Origin of the sequence: Cupriavidus sp. 2SB, from assembly GCF_005503625.1 — a bacterium.
In the GTDB taxonomy this organism is placed as follows: Bacteria; Pseudomonadota; Gammaproteobacteria; order Burkholderiales; family Burkholderiaceae; genus Cupriavidus.
The window spans coordinates 1-15,748 of record NZ_SCMX01000020.1 but is presented as its reverse complement, the minus strand read 5'-3'; the positions used below and the strand labels follow the sequence as shown (position 1 = coordinate 15,748).

Genomic DNA, 15,748 nt, shown 5'->3' with positions numbered 1-15,748 from the left:
AACCACATCGCCCGAATCACGCCTTCGTGTGTGGGACCGTGTTCTGCGCAGCGTCGGCGGGTTGCGTCGGGCTCCAAGCCGGCGGCCCTTTTAGTTGCGGCCGTGCACGAGGGAACAAAATTGAATGCCATCACCGACGCGCCAGTCACAACTGGTGCGCTGCAGCGGCTCGACCGCCGTGCGTTGCTACTTGAAGATCTGGGAAAGATCGTCGCGAGCGACGCGATTCTGTTCGAATCCGAGGACACCACCCCTTACGAGTGCGATGGCCTGGCTGCTTATCGTCAGAAGCCCCTCGCCGTCGTTTTACCCTCCACCGAGGAACAGGTGGGCGAGATTCTGCGTCTCTGCTGTCGGCTGGGAGTTCCGGTTGTCCCGAGAGGTGCTGGCACAAGCCTATCTGGTGGCGCAATGCCAGTGCCCGACGGCTTGGTCTTGTCGCTTGCAAAATTTAAGACGATCAAGCGGATCGATCCAGTGGCATGTGTGGCGGTAGTGCAGCCGGGTGTCAGAAATCTGTCGATATCCGAGGCCGCCGCACCCTACGGCTTGTACTACGCCCCCGATCCATCCTCTCAAATCGCCTGCACGATCGGCGGGAATGTCAGCGAAAACTCCGGAGGCGTCCATTGCCTTAAATACGGTCTAACGATACAGAACGTATTGCGTGCTCGAGCTGTGACGATGGACGGGGATGTTGTGGAACTGGGATCGGAGGCACCCGACTCCCCAGGGCTCGATCTCTTGGCGTTGCTGGTGGGGTCGGAGGGGATGTTGGCGGTTGTCACGGAGGTGACCGTAAGGCTGATCCCTAAACCGCAGCTAGCCCAAGTGATTATGGCTAGCTTTGATGACGTAGAAAAAGGCGGTGATGCCGTGGCCGCTGTTGTCGCCGCAGGGATCATTCCTGCCGGGCTTGAGATGATGGATCGCCCTGCCACCGCTGCGGTAGAGCAGTTTGTACATGCTGGCTATGACCTCGATGCCGCAGCCATTCTACTGTGTGAGTCCGATGGGACGCAGGAGGAGGTTGGTGAGGAGATTGTGCACATGACGGAGGTGCTTCTCGCAGCCGGCGCCACCGGAATCAAGGTCTCCCAGTCAGAGGCAGAAAGGTTGCGTTTCTGGAGTGGCCGGAAGAATGCTTTCCCGGCCGCCGGCCGAATGTCCCCCGACTACTACTGTATGGACGGCACGGTTCCGCGGAAACACATCGGTACGCTGCTCAAGCGCATCGAGAAAATGGAAAGCAAGTATGGCTTGCGGTGCATGAACGTGTTCCACGCTGGCGACGGAAATATGCATCCGCTCATCCTCTTCAATGGTGCCGATCATCAGGAGTGGGAGAGAGCAGAGCTGTTCGGCGCCGATATTCTCGAGACCTGTGTCGAACTTGGCGGAACCGTCACTGGCGAGCATGGCATCGGTGTGGAAAAGCTCAATTCGATGTGTGTGCAGTTCTCACCCGAAGAGATCGAGGCGTTCTTTGCAGTCAAATCAGCTTTCGATCCGCGCGGGCTGTTGAATCCTGGAAAGGCCATACCAACGCTGGCTCGATGCGCGGAGTACGGAAAGATGCATGTTCGAAAAGGGCTGCTGCCACATCCACAACTTCCTAGGTTTTGAGATGTACCAGAGTCACCTTATTCACACTGTCCTTTGGTGGTGCCAATGCAATCAGTTCTAACTCAACTTGTCGACACCATTCGAGAGGCGGGAAGCAAGAAGCAGCCTCTGCGGTTCCGTGGTGGCGGAACGAAAGATTTTTATGGGCAATCGCTCGTCGGAGATATCGTCGATACGCGTGGTTACGCCGGGATTGTCGACTATGACCCCGCAGAACTGGTCATCACGGCGCGCTGTGGTACTGAACTTCGAGAGATCGAAGCTGTGCTAGCAGAGAGCGGGCAGTGCCTGCCATTTGAACCACCCCATTTCCGCATTGATTCAGCGCAGAGCACCGCCACGATTGGAGGAGCATTCGCAGCAGGCTTGTCGGGGCCGCGGCGGCAATCTGTCGGAGCGCTTCGCGATTTTGTGCTCGGCGCGAAGCTAGTGGATGGGAACGCTCAGCTCCTCAGCTTCGGTGGACAGGTGATGAAGAATGTTGCCGGCTACGACGTCTCGCGACTGTTGGCGGGATCTCTAGGGACCCTGGGACTGGTTACCGAGATTTCGCTGAAAGTGCTTCCGATTCCGGCTGCGACGCTCACGCTGGAATTCCAGATGAATCAAGAAAGCGCCCTGGAATTCTTCAACAAGTGCACCAGCCAGCCGTTGCCCATTGCGGCAACGGCATGGTTCGAAGACACCGCCTTAGTGAAGTTGGCCGGCGCCCGTGCAGCGGTGCGGGCTGCAACGCAGAAGTTGGGCGGCCAAGCGCTGCCTGAACAGATGGCAAAGGAACAATGGGAAGGTCTTCGCGGCCAATCCCACGATTTTTTCGCGCGGCATCACTCCGAGCCACTTTGGCGCATTGCGGTTCCTAGTGTTGCGCCTGCCCTTCGGCTCAAAGGCGAGCAGCTTGTCGAATGGGGGGGAGGGCAGCGCTGGTGGCATGCACCCGATGACCATCTGGCCACAGCCGAACAGGTACGACTTGCCGCTCGGGCGGTGGGTGGACATGCCACTCTCTTCCGGAATGGCGAGAAATCCAACGGGGTGTTCACCATGCTGCCCCCGGCAGCGTGGGCGATCCACAAGAGACTGAAAGCGACGTTCGATCCCATGGGTATCTTTGGGGTGGACCGCATGTATGTAGGTCTTTGAAACTACTGCCAACAGCGACACAGAATGCAGACAACGTTAGCGGACTTCCTCATCGGTTCCGATGATGCTGAGGAGGCAAAATCTATCATCGAGAAATGCGTGCATTGCGGCTTCTGCACAGCGACGTGTCCCACCTATCAACTTGTCGGCGATGAGCTCGACGGTCCTCGGGGCCGGATCTACCTGATGAAGCAGGTCTTGGAAGGCAACGAGCTGTCGCAAAGCACGCGCAAGCACTTGGACCGCTGCCTGACTTGCCGAAATTGCGAGTCGACTTGTCCGTCGGGCGTGACTTACGGTCGCCTGGTGGATATCGGGCGCGTCATCGTAGATGAGCGTCTGGACACGGCAGGTATGAGACGTCCGACCAAGGAGCGCTTAATCAGATGGGCGCTTAGGGAGGGGCTGACACGGCCACGGTTGTTTGGCGCTGCTATGCGAGTTGGCCAGATTATGCGGCCTGCCCTGCCGGAAGTGGTTCGAAGGAAGATCCCAGTCAGGCAAGCCGTCGTGCCTGGCGGAGAAGTGTCCACGCGTAAGCACGAAAGGAAGATGCTTCTGCTTGAGGGATGCGTACAGCCAACGATGTCGCCGAATATCAATCTCGCTACGGCAAGAGTCCTGGATAAGGCCGGAGTAGAACTGGTTGTCGCGCGCAAGGCTGGTTGTTGTGGTGCCATTCGCTACCATACTGGCGATCACGATGGCGGCTTGGATGACATGAGACGAAACATCGATGCATGGTGGCCGCATGTTTCGAATGGCGTGAATACCCTTGTCATCAATGCATCGGGGTGTGGCGCAATGGTGAAAGAGTATGCTCATCTCCTGCGTAATGACCCGGCATATGCCGAGCGCGCCAGGGTCATTTCGGCATTGGCCAAAGACTTGTCGGAGGTGTTGCCTGAATTGATGCCTGTATTGACCAATGGGATACAGTCAACCTCGACGCAGGAGCCGGTAGCCTATCATCCGCCGTGCACGCTGCAGCATGGACAACGTTTGAAGGGCGTCGTGGAGCCGTTGCTTGCCGCCTTTGGGATCGAAGTCAGGCTCTGCGCGGACAGCCATCTTTGCTGCGGTTCTGCGGGTACTTACTCGGTACTGCAACCCGAGTTCTCGATGCGCTTGCGCGATGACAAGCTGAAGAAGCTGACGCAGACCGGCGCTCAAACCATCGCTACGGCCAACATTGGTTGTATTTCACATCTTCAGAGTGGAACGATGCAACCTGTCGTACATTGGGTTGAGCTGATCGATCGCGTGCTAGCAAACGGAAATGGTGCGGCAAAGGTGCTCGAGGACAAGGCTGCTTGATGCGCTGCGAGCGGTGTTCTTTGCAGACTAGCAAGGATGTGCGTGGGTTTCGACGGTGGTCGCGACCCATGCAACTTGCTCGGAGGGCTCGTTCTGAACCTGCTCGGGAATGACGCCGGCTAGAACTCCCCAGCGCCAGTAGCCTCTTGCTTCGGCGCTGCGCGTGTAGTGACCAACTTTTCGAAGGCCGCGTCGAAGACCGCTGTAGGGGGTTCCGTCCGTCCCACGTGCGACCACTGTGAGCGCAGCCTTGCCTCCTATCTGTAGTACGGTCAGGATTGTGCGGTATCCGGGTAAAAGAGCGGATACAGACGCTGCGCGGCCTCCTGAAGCAAGGGCAACTGAGTCCGAAGTTGGGTGAGTGTGGTTCTCGCTGTCGCTGCGTGACAGACGAGGGCGACGTTGCACCGCTCTCCTGGCCGCGCGATCGGCACGGCAAGACCCACCATCCCAATTACAAACTCCTCTTCGTCCCAGCCCACGCGCTGTGCGGCCAGCTTGTCGAGTTCGGTCGTCAACATCGGACGACTGACAATGGTTTGCGGCGTCATGCGATTTAACGCGATGCGATCGAGTAGCGCTTCTCTTTCCACCCTGGGAAGCAGGGAGAGAAACAGTTTGCCACCGGCAGTGCAGTGCAGTGGGTGTCGGGAGCCAAGTTCCAAGTGCATGCGCAAGGGCTGACTGGTCTCGACGCGGTCTAGATACAGCACCCGGTCGCCATCGAAGGCGGAAAGATTGCAGGTCTCACCGAGTCGATCCACGAGAGCACGTAGTACGGCCCGCGACAACCTGCGGAACGCACTGTTGCCTATCACAGAGGTGGATAGTTGGGTGCTGCGAGGTCCGGGAATCAGGCCGCGCTCACCCGGCATGCGCACAAGGAATCGGTTGGCAACTAGGACATCTACTAGCCGACCGGCGGACGCCTTTGGGATGTCCAGGCGCATGGATATTTGCCCGATCGTTACCGACTCCGAGGCGCTCGCGACGCATTCCAGCATGCGCAGCATCCGAAGCATTTTGTGTTCGGTGGAGTTCTGTTGGTCGTCGTCCATGGCGTGACTTTCGATGGCGATAGGTGAAATCGAGCCGCGAATGCGATTTTCGACTCAGTTTCTGTGAGTTTGAGTAGTTCTACTTGAGACGACAGAGACGGGAGACAAAGATACCAAGACAAGCACCTCTGCATCGCGATGAGCCTCAGAGGCAGGCAAATCATAACGGAGACAACAGTCATGCGGACATACGACTATGTGATCGTCGGCGCCGGTTCTGCCGGATGCGTCCTAGCCAATCGCCTGACCGCAAACGGGCGGTACACAGTGTGTCTGCTCGAGGCCGGTCCCAAGGACAGTTACCCCTGGATCCATGTGCCAATTGGCTATGCCAAGACGATGCAGCACGACCAGTACAACTGGCGCTTCTACACCGAGCCCGAGCCGGAACTCGCCAACCGAAAAATCTACCAGCCGCGCGGTCGGACCCTTGGTGGCTCCAGCTCCATCAACGGGCTGATTTACATCCGTGGTCAGCAGCGTGACTACGACGAATGGGCGTCACTCGGGAACAAAGGCTGGTCTTGGGAGGATTGTCTGCCATATTTCCGCAAGCTCGAAACCAACGACCTTGGTGGTTCTCGGACGCGGGGAGATGCCGGACCGATGCACGCGACGAGCGTGCCGGCCGGCAATGAGCTGGTCGACGCTTTCATCGCTGCATCGCAGCAAGTTGGCGTGCGCCGCGTGGATGACTTCAACACCGGTGACCAGGAGGGCGTCGGCTACTTTCAACTCACGACACGCAAAGGTCTTCGTTGTTCGACTGCCGTGAGTTACCTCAAGCCCGCTATGCCAAGAAGCAATCTGCATGTTGAAACGGAAGCGCAGGCTGCGCAGCTTCTGTTTGCGGGCAAGCGGGCAATCGGTGTGAAGTATCGCCAGTCAGGGCAGTTCAGGGAAGTGCATGCGAGGCGGGAAGTGCTCTTGTGCGCCGGCGCCATCCAGTCGCCCCAGCTCTTGCAGCTTTCCGGCGTGGGGCCGCGCGGGTTGCTCCAGCAGTTTGGAATTCAGCCGGTTCACTTTCTCGAGGGCGTGGGCGAAAACCTGCAGGATCATTTGCAGGTGCGGCTGATGTATGAAGTGAGCAAGCCGATTACGACGAATGATCTGATGCGTACGCCATGGGGCAAGACGAAGATGGGTCTGCAGTGGCTGCTGAGTCGTAGTGGGCCACTTGCTGTCGGAATCAACATGGGTGGGATGTTCTGCCGCGCGCTGCCGGAAGAAAACCTGACTCCGGATATTCAGTTTCACTTTGCCAATCTCTCGGCAGACAGTACGGCGGGGGCGGTGCACGATTTCCCGGGATGCACCTATTCCATCTGTCAGCTTCGACCTGAATCACGTGGTCACGTGCGCATCAATTCCTTGGATCCATTCGAAGCTCCAAGCATTGTCGCCAACTACCTTTCGACGGATACCGACCGCCGTACCACGATTGCGGGAGTGAACTTTGCACGACGGGTGGCAGCAGCAGGTGCCATGGCCCCCTATATGAAGCGAGAGTATCGACCAGGTCCCGATGTGGTGACCGACGATGAAATCCTGCACTTCTGCCGCGAATACGCGACAACCATTTTTCATCCTTGCGGCACGGTCAAGATGGGACTGGCGGACGATGCGCGCGCAGTAGTGAACAATCGACTGGAGGTGCATGGCCTGACAGGCCTGCGCGTGGTGGACTGTTCCATCATGCCCACGCTTACTTCGGGAAATACCAATATTCCTACGGTCATGATCGCCGAGAAAGCCGCCGACATCATTCTCGATGCCGCCGGGAACGCCGATCGGGCCATCAACCTGGAGACGATCGCGAAGACCTCGTCTGCTACTCGTGCGTTGACGGAGGAGGCCACCGCCTGCATTCGCTTGTAGTTCTTAGATAGTTCGATCAAGTTCATTCCGAAGGAAAAGTGTGGGAGAACACCGCGCGTCCTTCAGACGAGGAGACAAACATGAATACCAACCCCAAGGCCCTTCGGCGCGTTGCGACTGCTAGTGTCATCGGCGCCATCATCGAGTGGTACGACTTCTTTCTCTACGGCGTCGTGGCGAGCCTTGTGCTTAACAAGCTGTATTTTCCCAACAGCGATCCGGCAACAGCGACGATGCTTGCCTACGCCACCTTTGCAGTGGGTTTCGTAGCGCGCCCGTTAGGCGGCATTATTTTCGGGCACTTTGGCGACAAAGTTGGACGAAAGAGCGTACTCGTCATCACGCTGATGATCATGGGCCTCTCCACAGTCGCTATTGGCCTGGTGCCAACGTATGCGCAGATCGGTTACTGGGCCCCTGGGATCCTGTTGTTCCTGCGGGTGCTTCAGGGAATCGGCTTGGGCGGTGAGTGGGGTGGGGCCGTACTGATGGCGTATGAATGTGCGCCGGAAGAGAAGCGTGGCTTCTATGCGAGCTTGCCGCAGATTGGCCTGTCAATTGGAGTACTGCTTTCCGCCGGGATCATCGGTGCGCTGTCGATGGCGCTGACCGACGCGCAGTTTATGGCCTGGGGCTGGCGCGTTGCATTCGGCATTTCGTTCCTCTTTGTGCTGTTCGGCATGTGGGTGCGGCTGAACGTCATGGAGTCGCCAGAGTTCGCTCAGATGAAGCAAAGTCATGGCGAGGCGCGCGTACCATTCGTCGATATGTTCAAACGTTTTCCAGCAAACGTCGTGCTGGGTCTCGGCGCGCGGCACATTGATGGCGTGTTCTTCAATATCTTTAGCGTCTTTACGATCAGCTATCTGACCTCCAAGATTGGCATGACTCGCGAGGACGCGCTGACGGGGGTGGGAATTGGCGCGTTCGTGCTGACGATTTTCATCCCGATCTTCGGTTATCTGTCGGACCGGCTTGGACGTCAGCGCCTGTATGCGGTAGCAGCGATTCTCACTGCACTGTCGGTGTATCCCGCGTTCTGGGCCTTCACCCATTCAAATGGCGATCGAACCCTAGTTTGGGCTGCCATTGCGCTGCCGTACGGCATTCTCTACGCCGCCGTGTACGGGACAGTTGCAGTATTCCTGTGCGATCTCTTCGATGCGCGAGTGCGTTACACCGGTATCTCGTTTGTCTACCAGGTTTCGAGTATCACGGCAGGCGGTCTGACGCCGATCATCGCAACCTACTTGGTCACCATCAACGGTGGCGATCCCTGGTATGTCTGTGCTTATGTAGTGATTTCTGGGTTGCTCTCCTCGTTGTGCGCGTTTGCCATTGCGCGGCGTGTGAAGAGGGAGCGCGACTCTTACGAGCGAGAACGGACACATCGGGGACATCCGTCGCTTAAAAAATCCATCAGCATGTAACGAATTAGTGAGTTTCCATGGACATTCAACATTCTCGATACTCCGTCACCGCTGCGTCGGTCCTCGGAGAGTTCAAACGCTGCGGCATCACGCATGTTGTTACGGTGCCGGACATGTTGCAGATCGCGCTGCACAAACTCCTGGAGGAACCGGCATGCGGCATTACGGTAGTGCCGACAACAACGGAGGACCAGGCCATAGAAGTCGCTGCGGGTCTCTACGCGGGCGGCAAGCGGGCTGCGGTCCTGATGCAGAACCAGGGTTTGTTCGCGTCGATTAACAGCATTCGCGCTCTGGGGTTGGACTCGAAGATTCCGCTACTGATGCTGGTCGGCCAGTTCGGCAGGGAGTTTTCGAACCTCGGCGACGATCCTAGAAAGTCCAAGCGGCGCATGGTCAGGATTCTGGAGCCACTGCTTGAGACTCTAGATATTCCTTACTGGCGGTTGGAAGGCCCGGACGATGTCGACGGTGTATCCAAAGCATGGAATGCCGCCCAAGAGCGCGGTGGCCCCGCGGTGGCGATCGCAGGGCATTTTGTGGGATGGTCGCAACCCAGTGAGATTGCGGTCGCGTAAGGGCGAAGGGGAACCAAGATGAATATGAGAACAGTCGAGGCCTGCGAGGTCATCCAGCAAACCGCGCCCGATGCGGTCTATGTCACGACGATGGGTGCCATGAATGGCATGGACAAGCTTGAGGTCGATGTACTCAGTGTTGCGTGTGTGCCGCTGATGGGCGGAGCCGCTTCGCTTGGTCTGGGCATCGCATTGGCTAGGCCAGACAAGACCGTATTGGTGCTCGACGGTGATGCGAGCCTGCTGATGGAACTTGGCGGTCTGGTCACCGTTGCCCAGGCTGGCCCGGCCAATTTTGTCCACGTGGTATTCAATAACAGCATTCAATTCAGCGGATTGGGCAATCTCGAGACCCCAGGAAATGCGGTGGCTGATTTCCCGGCCCTGGCCAAGGCTGCCGGATACCGCGCCGTGCGGCGCTTCGCGAGCATCGATGAATTGACCCAGCAGCTTCCCGGCATCCTCGCGGGTCCGGCGCCTGCATTCATTGAACTCGCAGTCGAATCCGAAGTGCCCAAGCTCGGAACCGATTTCCCGGCGGTGGAGATGACCGATGCGCGCTTCACGCGGATGGGAGACGAGCTGCGGCGCGTTCGCGCTGCATTGACCTCTATCTGATTCCCGAATAATTTTTCCGCCTCCTCTGCGGCGTCGATGCGTCCGGCAACTCCGTCTCGCCGGACGCATCTTTTTTGCGACAGACAAAGCCATGAATGCTCCTGCATCAGAGCGGGTAGTTGCCACGAAGTCAGCCGCCACCCTTCTTAGGAAGCTTCAGGATGAACACGGGCCGCTGGTTTTGTATCAGCCGAAAGGGTGTGTTGGGCGGACGGGGCTGGCATGCTTTCCGATCCGGGAGTTTCTGCCGGGTGCCAACGAATTGAAGATCGCCGATATTGCCGGTGCCGCGTTCTACATCCGCCGTGATGATCTCCGCGATCTGCAGAAAAAGCAGATTGTTGTAGATGCCGGACCGGGGAGTGGAGGGCTTTTCGCCTTGGAGCGACGGTTGGGGGTCCGATTCTTTGCACGCTTGCGGCGAGTTGCGCCATCGCGCGGGCTGGCGGCTCAGGTTGGCGCATCCTGACCGCCCGTATCCTTCGATCGCGGGCGGCCTCTTCACACTTGCGAGCCTTCTTCTAGACCTCTTTGGTGTCGAAGATAAGTAGATCGGCGCCGGCTTGGGCAAAGTTCCCGAGATCTGCGGCGGCGGCAGCGCCTTCCGACGACGACATGCCTTGCTGGATAGCCTCCAAAGAATCGAAGCCGAGTAGCGCCACCAAATGGAATGGCGAATCACCAGCAGGACTCGCTACTGGCCCAGTGCTAATCTCATAGCTGCGCAAGCCGGGAATCCTCTTCGCAATCGGAACGTGTTTCGACAGATAGTAGGAATCGAAAGCATCCTTGTCCGCAGGCTTCTTGTACAGCACCACCAGCTTCGCCATTTTTCGTTCTCCAGTTGATGAACGCAACTGTACGCGCCGGGAACACGTTTGTCTGCACAAGATAGGTCGGCTAGTTGGCTCAGCGCGATCGCCACGTCCTGTCCAACTGCTGCATTGCCGATCACCCGCAGCGCTTCGCTGCTGGCAGGTCGGAAGTGCTCTTCGGGGAACGGCTTATTGGGTTGCCTACTTTTCTATCTGAAAATGGGCAATCGTCTGGCCCGCGTTGACCGCACGCTCTAGCCAGTCTGGCAAATCACCATGGCCGTCCCAGGCGTGGCCTTGGGCATCCCGGAATCGGACGGGTCCGGGTAGGCTAGGAGCTGGCTGTTCGACAAAACACCCCGCCTTCTGCAGGTCGACCAGGTGCAGCCCGAATTTCGCCATTTGGGTTTTGATCCACACGATTGTGTCGGCGCGTTCGCGCAATCGTTGGGTATTCAAATCTGGGGGCAGAGTCATGCAGCAGGGAGAGGGATGGCGGAACGAAGAAAACGGAATCGCGCAGGCCACCGTGAGCTCGGGGGGCGCGTGACTGATTCTAACGCGTCTGGCCATGGTGTAGAGGCTGGTTCCGACTCAGGAATACCCGCCTCCCGCTCATCTAGTGGCCGCGTTGCGCACGGTGCGTCTGACATCGCTAGATCAGAAGAAAATATGCTCATGGAGACGCTTTTCCTTGGTCGCCCAATTAGTGCATTTTTTTACGAAACTTGTTTAGGCTTTGCGGGCGGTCCGCGTCTCGCGTCAGGGTCGGTAGCTCCCGTTGTCGTCGGCATTGCGATATCCGGCCATTATCGCAATGGTTTGGCGGCACGCGGTTACCGTGGGAGGGGCGTGCGCGCCCGGTGCAAATCTTGAGTAATACGCCATAACTTGGGGCCAGAAAACCTGACGCGTTTGCCGCGAATAAAGCCCGTGTGAGGTTTGCGGGGCTGCTGGACTGGCGATCGGAACGGTCGTCCTCGGAAAGATCTTCACAGCGGGAAGCCAGGAAAGCTGAGTCGCACCATTAGCCTCTGGAGTGTGACCAGCGGTATTTCGATATCGTCGAAGTGGCTCCTCCAGGCGTTCGGGACGGGAATCCCGCGCACCGCGCAGGTCCAGGAAACAGGCAGCCCCGTCTGCCGGCAGGCGAGCGCAAAGGTATAGCGGAAGCTGTCCGCCCCCTTGCCCGGCCCCACAATGCCCACGTCCCGGTGGAGGAAGCGGTGAAAATAGGTGGAGAAGCGCGCGGTCCGGCGTCCCGTTCGGTCGGGGGGCAAGAGCGGGAACAGATCACTGCCGGGAGGGAGGGCCGCGACATAGTCGAGCAGGCCCAGTCGGCAAAGAATCGGATGGATGGGCTGCAGGTACTCGGTGACATAACTCTTGGAGAGGACGAAGCGCCGGTGCTCGAACTGCCAATAGGGCACGGGAGGCGTATCGGCACTGTAGCGGAGGTGGTCGGTACGCAGCGCGGCCGCCGTATCGAGTCGCACGCCCGTGCACAACAGGATCAGCGGTAGCCAATAGGCGGCAACTCCGCCCGCGCCGCATTGGAGCGGGAGTTCGCGAGTCGTGAATACTCGATGCGTGAAGATGCGGGTGAGCTCGCTCGGTGTGAACGGCGCATGCGAACGCGTGGCGGGAGAGGACAGAGCGACGGTCATGCCGCGCGCGGGATTGGTGTCCAGTAGCAGTGTGCCGTACCCGAAGGCGAGCAGGGCATGAGCTAGGCCGAACATCTTGCGCGCGGTCGGCGCCGCGTAATGGGCGAGCAGGTCGTTCCGAAAGGCGCGCAAATGTCCAGGGGTCAGCGCGCGCGCCTCGCTCACATGACTCAATGCGCCTAAATCATGCGCGATCACGCGCATCTGTCGCGCGGTCTCGGCGGTCGGAAGACGCGCGGCTTCCCAGTGTGATGCGAGTTCGGTCAGGCTGAGATTGGGCTGCGGCATGGCAGATCTCCGTGTGGTAAACCGGGCTTCCCCAGGCGGGCGAGCGAAATGGGCTGTCGTCACAACGGAAAACCCGCAAAGGTGAGCCGCGCCACCGCCTGCTGCAGTGCGGCCAGCGGTATCTCCTTGCCGTGCCCGCGACGCCAGGACGCGGTAGGGTGGCCCAGCAGGGCACACACGAAATCCGCGGGGAGCGCCGCCTGGCGGCACGCCTGGGCAAAGGTCAGGCGAAAGCTGTGTGCTACCTTGTTCGGCTCGGCGAGGCCCACCTCCTCGCGCAGAAAGCGGTGGAGGTAGGCGGAAAACCGCGTGCTCCGGTTTCCCATGTGGTCGGGCGGGAGCAACGGAAACAGGTCGCTGCCGGCGGGGAGGCTTTCGACATAGTCCAGCAGGCCCAGCCGACACAGGATCGGGTGGATCGGTCGGGCGCATTGGGACGCGGCGGTTTTGACGACCCGGTCGACGACGCGCCAGTAGGGAATGGGCGGCGTATCGGCACTGTAGCCAAAGTCGCCCGTGCGCAAGGCCGCTACCTCCCCTGGTCGCGCCCCCGTACCCAGCAGGATTAGCGGCAGCCAGTAGGCGGCGATCCCGCCCGCGCTGGGTGCCAACGGCAGGGTGTGCGCCGTAAAGATTGGATGACGGAAAATGCGGGTCAGGTCGTCCGGCGCAAAGGGATAGCTGGTTGTCACGGCAGGGGCGGGGGACGGGCGGATCGCCATGCCCCGTGTGGGATTCGCAGTCAGTAGGGTTTCACTGACGCCAAATTGCAGCAGGGCTTGGATGAGGTCGAGCATCCGGCGCGCGGTGTGCGGCGGATAGTGGATTAGCAGATCGGCCCGAAATACTTCAAGGTGGGCAGGGGTCAGCCTGCACGGATCGGTGACGGCACTGATCACGCTCAGGCAATCCGTGACGTGACGCATCTGTCGCGCCGTGATGGCGTCCGGATGACGTTTCACCGGCCAGTGCGCGGCGAGTTCGCTCAGGGAGAGGGGGGGCTGGGCCATGATGAATCTCCGGGACGGCGCACGGTGCGAGATGCGGCCCCACCAAGGTCGCGCCACGCGCGCCGCGGCTGGCCGGCCAGCATCCGTTGGCGCCGCCGCGAGTGCGACAGACCGTGCGTGGCGCCCCGCGCAATCGCGACGGCGGTCACGCGGGCGATGGGATAGAGGGTCGAGCGCAGGAGCGGCCACCAGGCGCTCGGGTCCGGCGAGCCCGCCAGGTCCTGGCCGGTCGCCAGCTTCTGTACGCAGGTGGAGGCGGCGGCGATAGCCTGAGGAGAGATCGAGCGATAGGTCGCCAGTCTGGCCCGCGCCTCGGCGGGTGGCAGCGCGGGCGAATGTCGTGTCCCCCGTTGCAGACCCTCAAGTTCGAGACCGAGCAGAAGAGTGGGCACCATGGCCCGGAGTCCGCCTCGCGGCGCGGCCGCGCGGCCAGGCAGGGGAAAGGCCGCTTCCCAGTCGCGGCCGGCGAGGATCCAGTCCAGGCGCGCCCTCAACCCGTCGTACAGCCATGCGGGCAGCGTCGGCGCCGCACCGGGCAAGGCGCAGAAGTAGGCGAGTGCCTGCGCTACACAGTCGGTCGGCGGCGCGAGGGCTAGTCCCGTCGGGAAGACCACCCGATCGGGATGCCGGAAGCGCACCTGACCATTGGGGTCTGGACATGCCACCACAGTGCTGGCTGCGTCCGGTACCGTGCGCCCCGGGCGCACCGGGCGCACCGGCTGCGTCCACGGTAATGGGAAGGCGGCTTCCCACGGCTGCCCGTCCAATACGGCGCGGAAGCGCTGACGCCACGAGGCCAACAGTTCGCCGTCCAGTCGCACGCCACGGCGCATCCGCAGGTGGGTCCACTGCAGCATCTGCTGGACGGCCAGCGGACTGTCCACCTGGGTCCACGGTTGCTCGGCCAACCAGCGCTGTAGCGCAGGGCGCTGTGACAGGTTGGCCTCCCACGTCGGCGCGGTCGACAGGTATTTCAGCAGGACCCAGCGAATCTTGCGCATCACGCTTCTCCCACCTCCGTTGGCCGCGTCACGGCACGCGCGGCCGGTATGCCCTGGCCGCCAAAAAGGGCAAGGATGGCGGCAGGGTGCTGACCGCGCGGCGTGCACGCTCGGGGGGCTAGCCAGGGCAGCTGCAGGAGATCGTCAGACCCCTCGCAGCGCACCGGCGCGGCAGCAAGCCCAGTATGGGACGGCACGCGCGCGTGTCTACCTAAGGACGTCTCGCCACTTGAACAAACCTGAACAAAGAACATGCTGAGGTTGTCTCGCGTCTGGCTTCTCCAAAATTATATGTTTTCGTATATTTTAAGGGAGTGCTTGCACCCTCGCTCTGTGGGGCGCCACCCGCCGTTTGCCAGGAGAGCCATATGGGACGCTCAGACCCGATTCCAGCCTGCGCCAGGCGCCTGGGCCATGACCTGCGCGCCTTACGATTGGCCCGCAATGTCACGCAGGCCGCACTGGCCGCCCACGCAGGCGTCTCGGTGCACAGCCTGAAGAATCTGGAGCGGGGTATCGCCACCCTGCGGACCCTAGTACTCGTACTCGGGGCCCTGCAGCGCGACGACTGGCTGGCACTTGCCGGCGTAGCGCTGCCTGTCGGGCTGGCGGACAGCAGTCGGCGGATCGTTACGCCGCGTCAGCGGGCCGCTGGCGCGCACGTCGCGGGTGGGCATGCCGCACGCTAGCCGGTCAAGGTGGTCGAATCCGCCGGTTATGGTGCGCGTCCGGTCGGTGACTGCAACCGTGATGGGCCGGCCGCGCACCATAACCGATGGTCATGGCGACGCTCGTGTGAGGCACGCGCCCCGTGGGGCGCCTGCGCCGACGTGGTTGCGGTGTGCCACGCGTCGGCGCTCACCAGCCACGCGGTGACCAACCGTGATCTCTCCCGTCATCGCCCCTGCTCGCAGCCTCGAGCCTGGCCACCGGCGCCTGAGGGGGCACGTGCGGTTCGCCCGAGGGCGCTAGGGATACAGCGGACGCGACCCGTCGGCATCGTCGGCGCACGCGGCCACGCGCTCGGCGTCGGATCCTGACGCGTTGGGTCCTAACAATGCCCACAGCAGCGCCAGGCGCTCGTCCCGGCAGGCTGTGTCGCCGGAGTCGCTCAGGAATGCGCATAGGCGGGCGTGCAGGGCGGCAACAATGGCCGGAGTCAGCGGCGCGGGCACCGTGGGCCGCGGCGCTGCCGCCGGGCGGGGCCGGACGGCGGGCACAGGCGCAGGGGCCGGCGTCGGTGGTTCGCGGTACCGGGCCCACAGGTCGTGCAGGGGCGCGCGAATGGCCTCGGCGGGGGTGACGGCGAGGCCGGCGGC

General features: G+C 60.9%; 16 protein-coding genes. 9 read left to right on the top strand and 7 right to left on the bottom strand.

The genetic code is table 11. The annotated features are described in order from the left end of the window. Positions 1-159: 159 nt before the first annotated feature. The 3 genes from FFS21_RS11805 to glcF are packed head-to-tail and all read left to right on the top strand — an operon-like array spanning position 160 to position 4,086. Positions 160-1,626, top strand: a complete 1,467-nt coding sequence (locus FFS21_RS11805) for an FAD-linked oxidase C-terminal domain-containing protein (protein ID WP_502705169.1) — start codon at positions 160-162, stop codon at positions 1,624-1,626. A gap of 45 nt (positions 1,627-1,671) precedes the next feature. Next, positions 1,672-2,769: a glycolate oxidase subunit GlcE gene (glcE, locus tag FFS21_RS11800; RefSeq protein WP_137925029.1), complete on the top strand. Its 1,098-nt coding sequence runs from the start codon at positions 1,672-1,674 to the stop codon at positions 2,767-2,769. Between the two features lie 24 nt (positions 2,770-2,793). Then, complete coding sequence (gene glcF, locus FFS21_RS11795; RefSeq protein ID WP_137925028.1) at positions 2,794-4,086, top strand: glycolate oxidase subunit GlcF; 1,293 nt, start codon at positions 2,794-2,796, stop codon at positions 4,084-4,086. Between the two features lie 272 nt (positions 4,087-4,358). Here the strand turns inward: glcF and FFS21_RS11790 are convergent, their stop codons facing one another. Beyond that, complete coding sequence (locus FFS21_RS11790; protein WP_137925027.1) at positions 4,359-5,144, bottom strand: IclR family transcriptional regulator; 786 nt, start codon at positions 5,142-5,144, stop codon at positions 4,359-4,361. A 180-nt stretch (positions 5,145-5,324) separates the two neighbouring features. Between FFS21_RS11790 and FFS21_RS11785 the strand changes: the two genes are divergently transcribed. From FFS21_RS11785 to FFS21_RS11765, 5 genes are all read left to right on the top strand, one after another. Then, the gene (locus FFS21_RS11785; protein ID WP_249359329.1) at positions 5,325-7,022 is read left to right on the top strand and encodes a GMC family oxidoreductase; all 1,698 of its coding nucleotides are present in this window, start codon (positions 5,325-5,327) and stop codon (positions 7,020-7,022) included. Between the two features lie 80 nt (positions 7,023-7,102). Next, on the top strand, positions 7,103-8,452 hold the full coding sequence (locus FFS21_RS11780) for an MFS transporter (RefSeq protein WP_137925025.1): 1,350 nt from the start codon (positions 7,103-7,105) through the stop codon (positions 8,450-8,452). 17 nt (positions 8,453-8,469) lie between these two features. After that, the gene (locus FFS21_RS11775; protein WP_137925024.1) at positions 8,470-9,030 is read left to right on the top strand and encodes a thiamine pyrophosphate-binding protein; all 561 of its coding nucleotides are present in this window, start codon (positions 8,470-8,472) and stop codon (positions 9,028-9,030) included. A gap of 99 nt (positions 9,031-9,129) precedes the next feature. Then, positions 9,130-9,648 carry a thiamine pyrophosphate-dependent enzyme gene (locus FFS21_RS11770; protein ID WP_249359327.1) on the top strand — a complete coding sequence of 173 codons (519 nt, stop codon included), beginning with the start codon at positions 9,130-9,132 and terminating at the stop codon, positions 9,646-9,648. Positions 9,649-9,739: 91 nt separating this feature from the next. Beyond that, entirely contained in the window at positions 9,740-10,117 is a 378-nt protein-coding gene (locus FFS21_RS11765; protein ID WP_137925022.1) for a DUF779 domain-containing protein, read from the top strand. 52 nt (positions 10,118-10,169) lie between these two features. Here FFS21_RS11765 and FFS21_RS11760 read toward each other — a convergent pair whose 3' ends face one another. The 5 genes from FFS21_RS11760 to FFS21_RS11740 form a co-directional block, all read right to left on the bottom strand. Then, positions 10,170-10,478 carry an EthD family reductase gene (locus FFS21_RS11760; RefSeq protein ID WP_137925021.1) on the bottom strand — a complete coding sequence of 103 codons (309 nt, stop codon included), beginning with the start codon at positions 10,476-10,478 and terminating at the stop codon, positions 10,170-10,172. A gap of 186 nt (positions 10,479-10,664) precedes the next feature. Next, positions 10,665-10,865, bottom strand: coding sequence for an H-NS family nucleoid-associated regulatory protein (locus FFS21_RS11755; RefSeq protein WP_502705168.1), 201 nt, complete (start codon positions 10,863-10,865; stop codon positions 10,665-10,667). A gap of 590 nt (positions 10,866-11,455) precedes the next feature. Continuing rightward, positions 11,456-12,418 carry a site-specific integrase gene (locus FFS21_RS11750; RefSeq protein WP_137925020.1) on the bottom strand — a complete coding sequence of 321 codons (963 nt, stop codon included), beginning with the start codon at positions 12,416-12,418 and terminating at the stop codon, positions 11,456-11,458. Between the two features lie 59 nt (positions 12,419-12,477). After that, the gene (locus FFS21_RS11745; protein ID WP_137925019.1) at positions 12,478-13,428 is read right to left on the bottom strand and encodes a site-specific integrase; all 951 of its coding nucleotides are present in this window, start codon (positions 13,426-13,428) and stop codon (positions 12,478-12,480) included. After that, the gene (locus FFS21_RS11740) at positions 13,404-14,429 is read right to left on the bottom strand and encodes a hypothetical protein (protein WP_137925018.1); all 1,026 of its coding nucleotides are present in this window, start codon (positions 14,427-14,429) and stop codon (positions 13,404-13,406) included. Before FFS21_RS11740 ends, FFS21_RS11745 begins: the two co-directional genes overlap by 25 nt. Positions 14,430-14,797: 368 nt before the next feature. Here FFS21_RS11740 and FFS21_RS11735 point away from each other — a divergent pair, with 368 nt between their 5' ends. Beyond that, positions 14,798-15,118, top strand: coding sequence for a helix-turn-helix domain-containing protein (locus tag FFS21_RS11735; RefSeq protein ID WP_137925017.1), 321 nt, complete (start codon positions 14,798-14,800; stop codon positions 15,116-15,118). A gap of 279 nt (positions 15,119-15,397) precedes the next feature. Here the strand turns inward: FFS21_RS11735 and FFS21_RS32270 are convergent. Further along, positions 15,398-15,748: hypothetical protein (locus FFS21_RS32270; RefSeq protein WP_212745235.1), on the bottom strand; the 351-nt coding region annotated here is incomplete at its 5' end.

What these genes read in the sequence shown, in the direction of transcription:
- glcE (WP_137925029.1), top strand. Translation starts at nt 1,672, where the DNA reads ATGCAATCAGTTCTAACTCAACTTGTCGACACCATTCGAGAGGCGGGA.
- glcF (WP_137925028.1), top strand. Translation starts at nt 2,794, where the DNA reads ATGCAGACAACGTTAGCGGACTTCCTCATCGGTTCCGATGATGCTGAG.
- FFS21_RS11790 (WP_137925027.1), bottom strand. Translation starts at nt 5,144, where the DNA reads ATGGACGACGACCAACAGAACTCCACCGAACACAAAATGCTTCGGATG.
- FFS21_RS11785 (WP_249359329.1), top strand. Translation starts at nt 5,325, where the DNA reads ATGCGGACATACGACTATGTGATCGTCGGCGCCGGTTCTGCCGGATGC.
- FFS21_RS11780 (WP_137925025.1), top strand. Translation starts at nt 7,103, where the DNA reads ATGAATACCAACCCCAAGGCCCTTCGGCGCGTTGCGACTGCTAGTGTC.
- FFS21_RS11775 (WP_137925024.1), top strand. Translation starts at nt 8,470, where the DNA reads ATGGACATTCAACATTCTCGATACTCCGTCACCGCTGCGTCGGTCCTC.
- FFS21_RS11770 (WP_249359327.1), top strand. Translation starts at nt 9,130, where the DNA reads ATGAATGGCATGGACAAGCTTGAGGTCGATGTACTCAGTGTTGCGTGT.
- FFS21_RS11765 (WP_137925022.1), top strand. Translation starts at nt 9,740, where the DNA reads ATGAATGCTCCTGCATCAGAGCGGGTAGTTGCCACGAAGTCAGCCGCC.
- FFS21_RS11760 (WP_137925021.1), bottom strand. Translation starts at nt 10,478, where the DNA reads ATGGCGAAGCTGGTGGTGCTGTACAAGAAGCCTGCGGACAAGGATGCT.
- FFS21_RS11755 (WP_502705168.1), bottom strand. Translation starts at nt 10,865, where the DNA reads ATGGCGAAATTCGGGCTGCACCTGGTCGACCTGCAGAAGGCGGGGTGT.
- FFS21_RS11750 (WP_137925020.1), bottom strand. Translation starts at nt 12,418, where the DNA reads ATGCCGCAGCCCAATCTCAGCCTGACCGAACTCGCATCACACTGGGAA.
- FFS21_RS11745 (WP_137925019.1), bottom strand. Translation starts at nt 13,428, where the DNA reads ATGGCCCAGCCCCCCCTCTCCCTGAGCGAACTCGCCGCGCACTGGCCG.
- FFS21_RS11740 (WP_137925018.1), bottom strand. Translation starts at nt 14,429, where the DNA reads ATGCGCAAGATTCGCTGGGTCCTGCTGAAATACCTGTCGACCGCGCCG.
- FFS21_RS11735 (WP_137925017.1), top strand. Translation starts at nt 14,798, where the DNA reads ATGGGACGCTCAGACCCGATTCCAGCCTGCGCCAGGCGCCTGGGCCAT.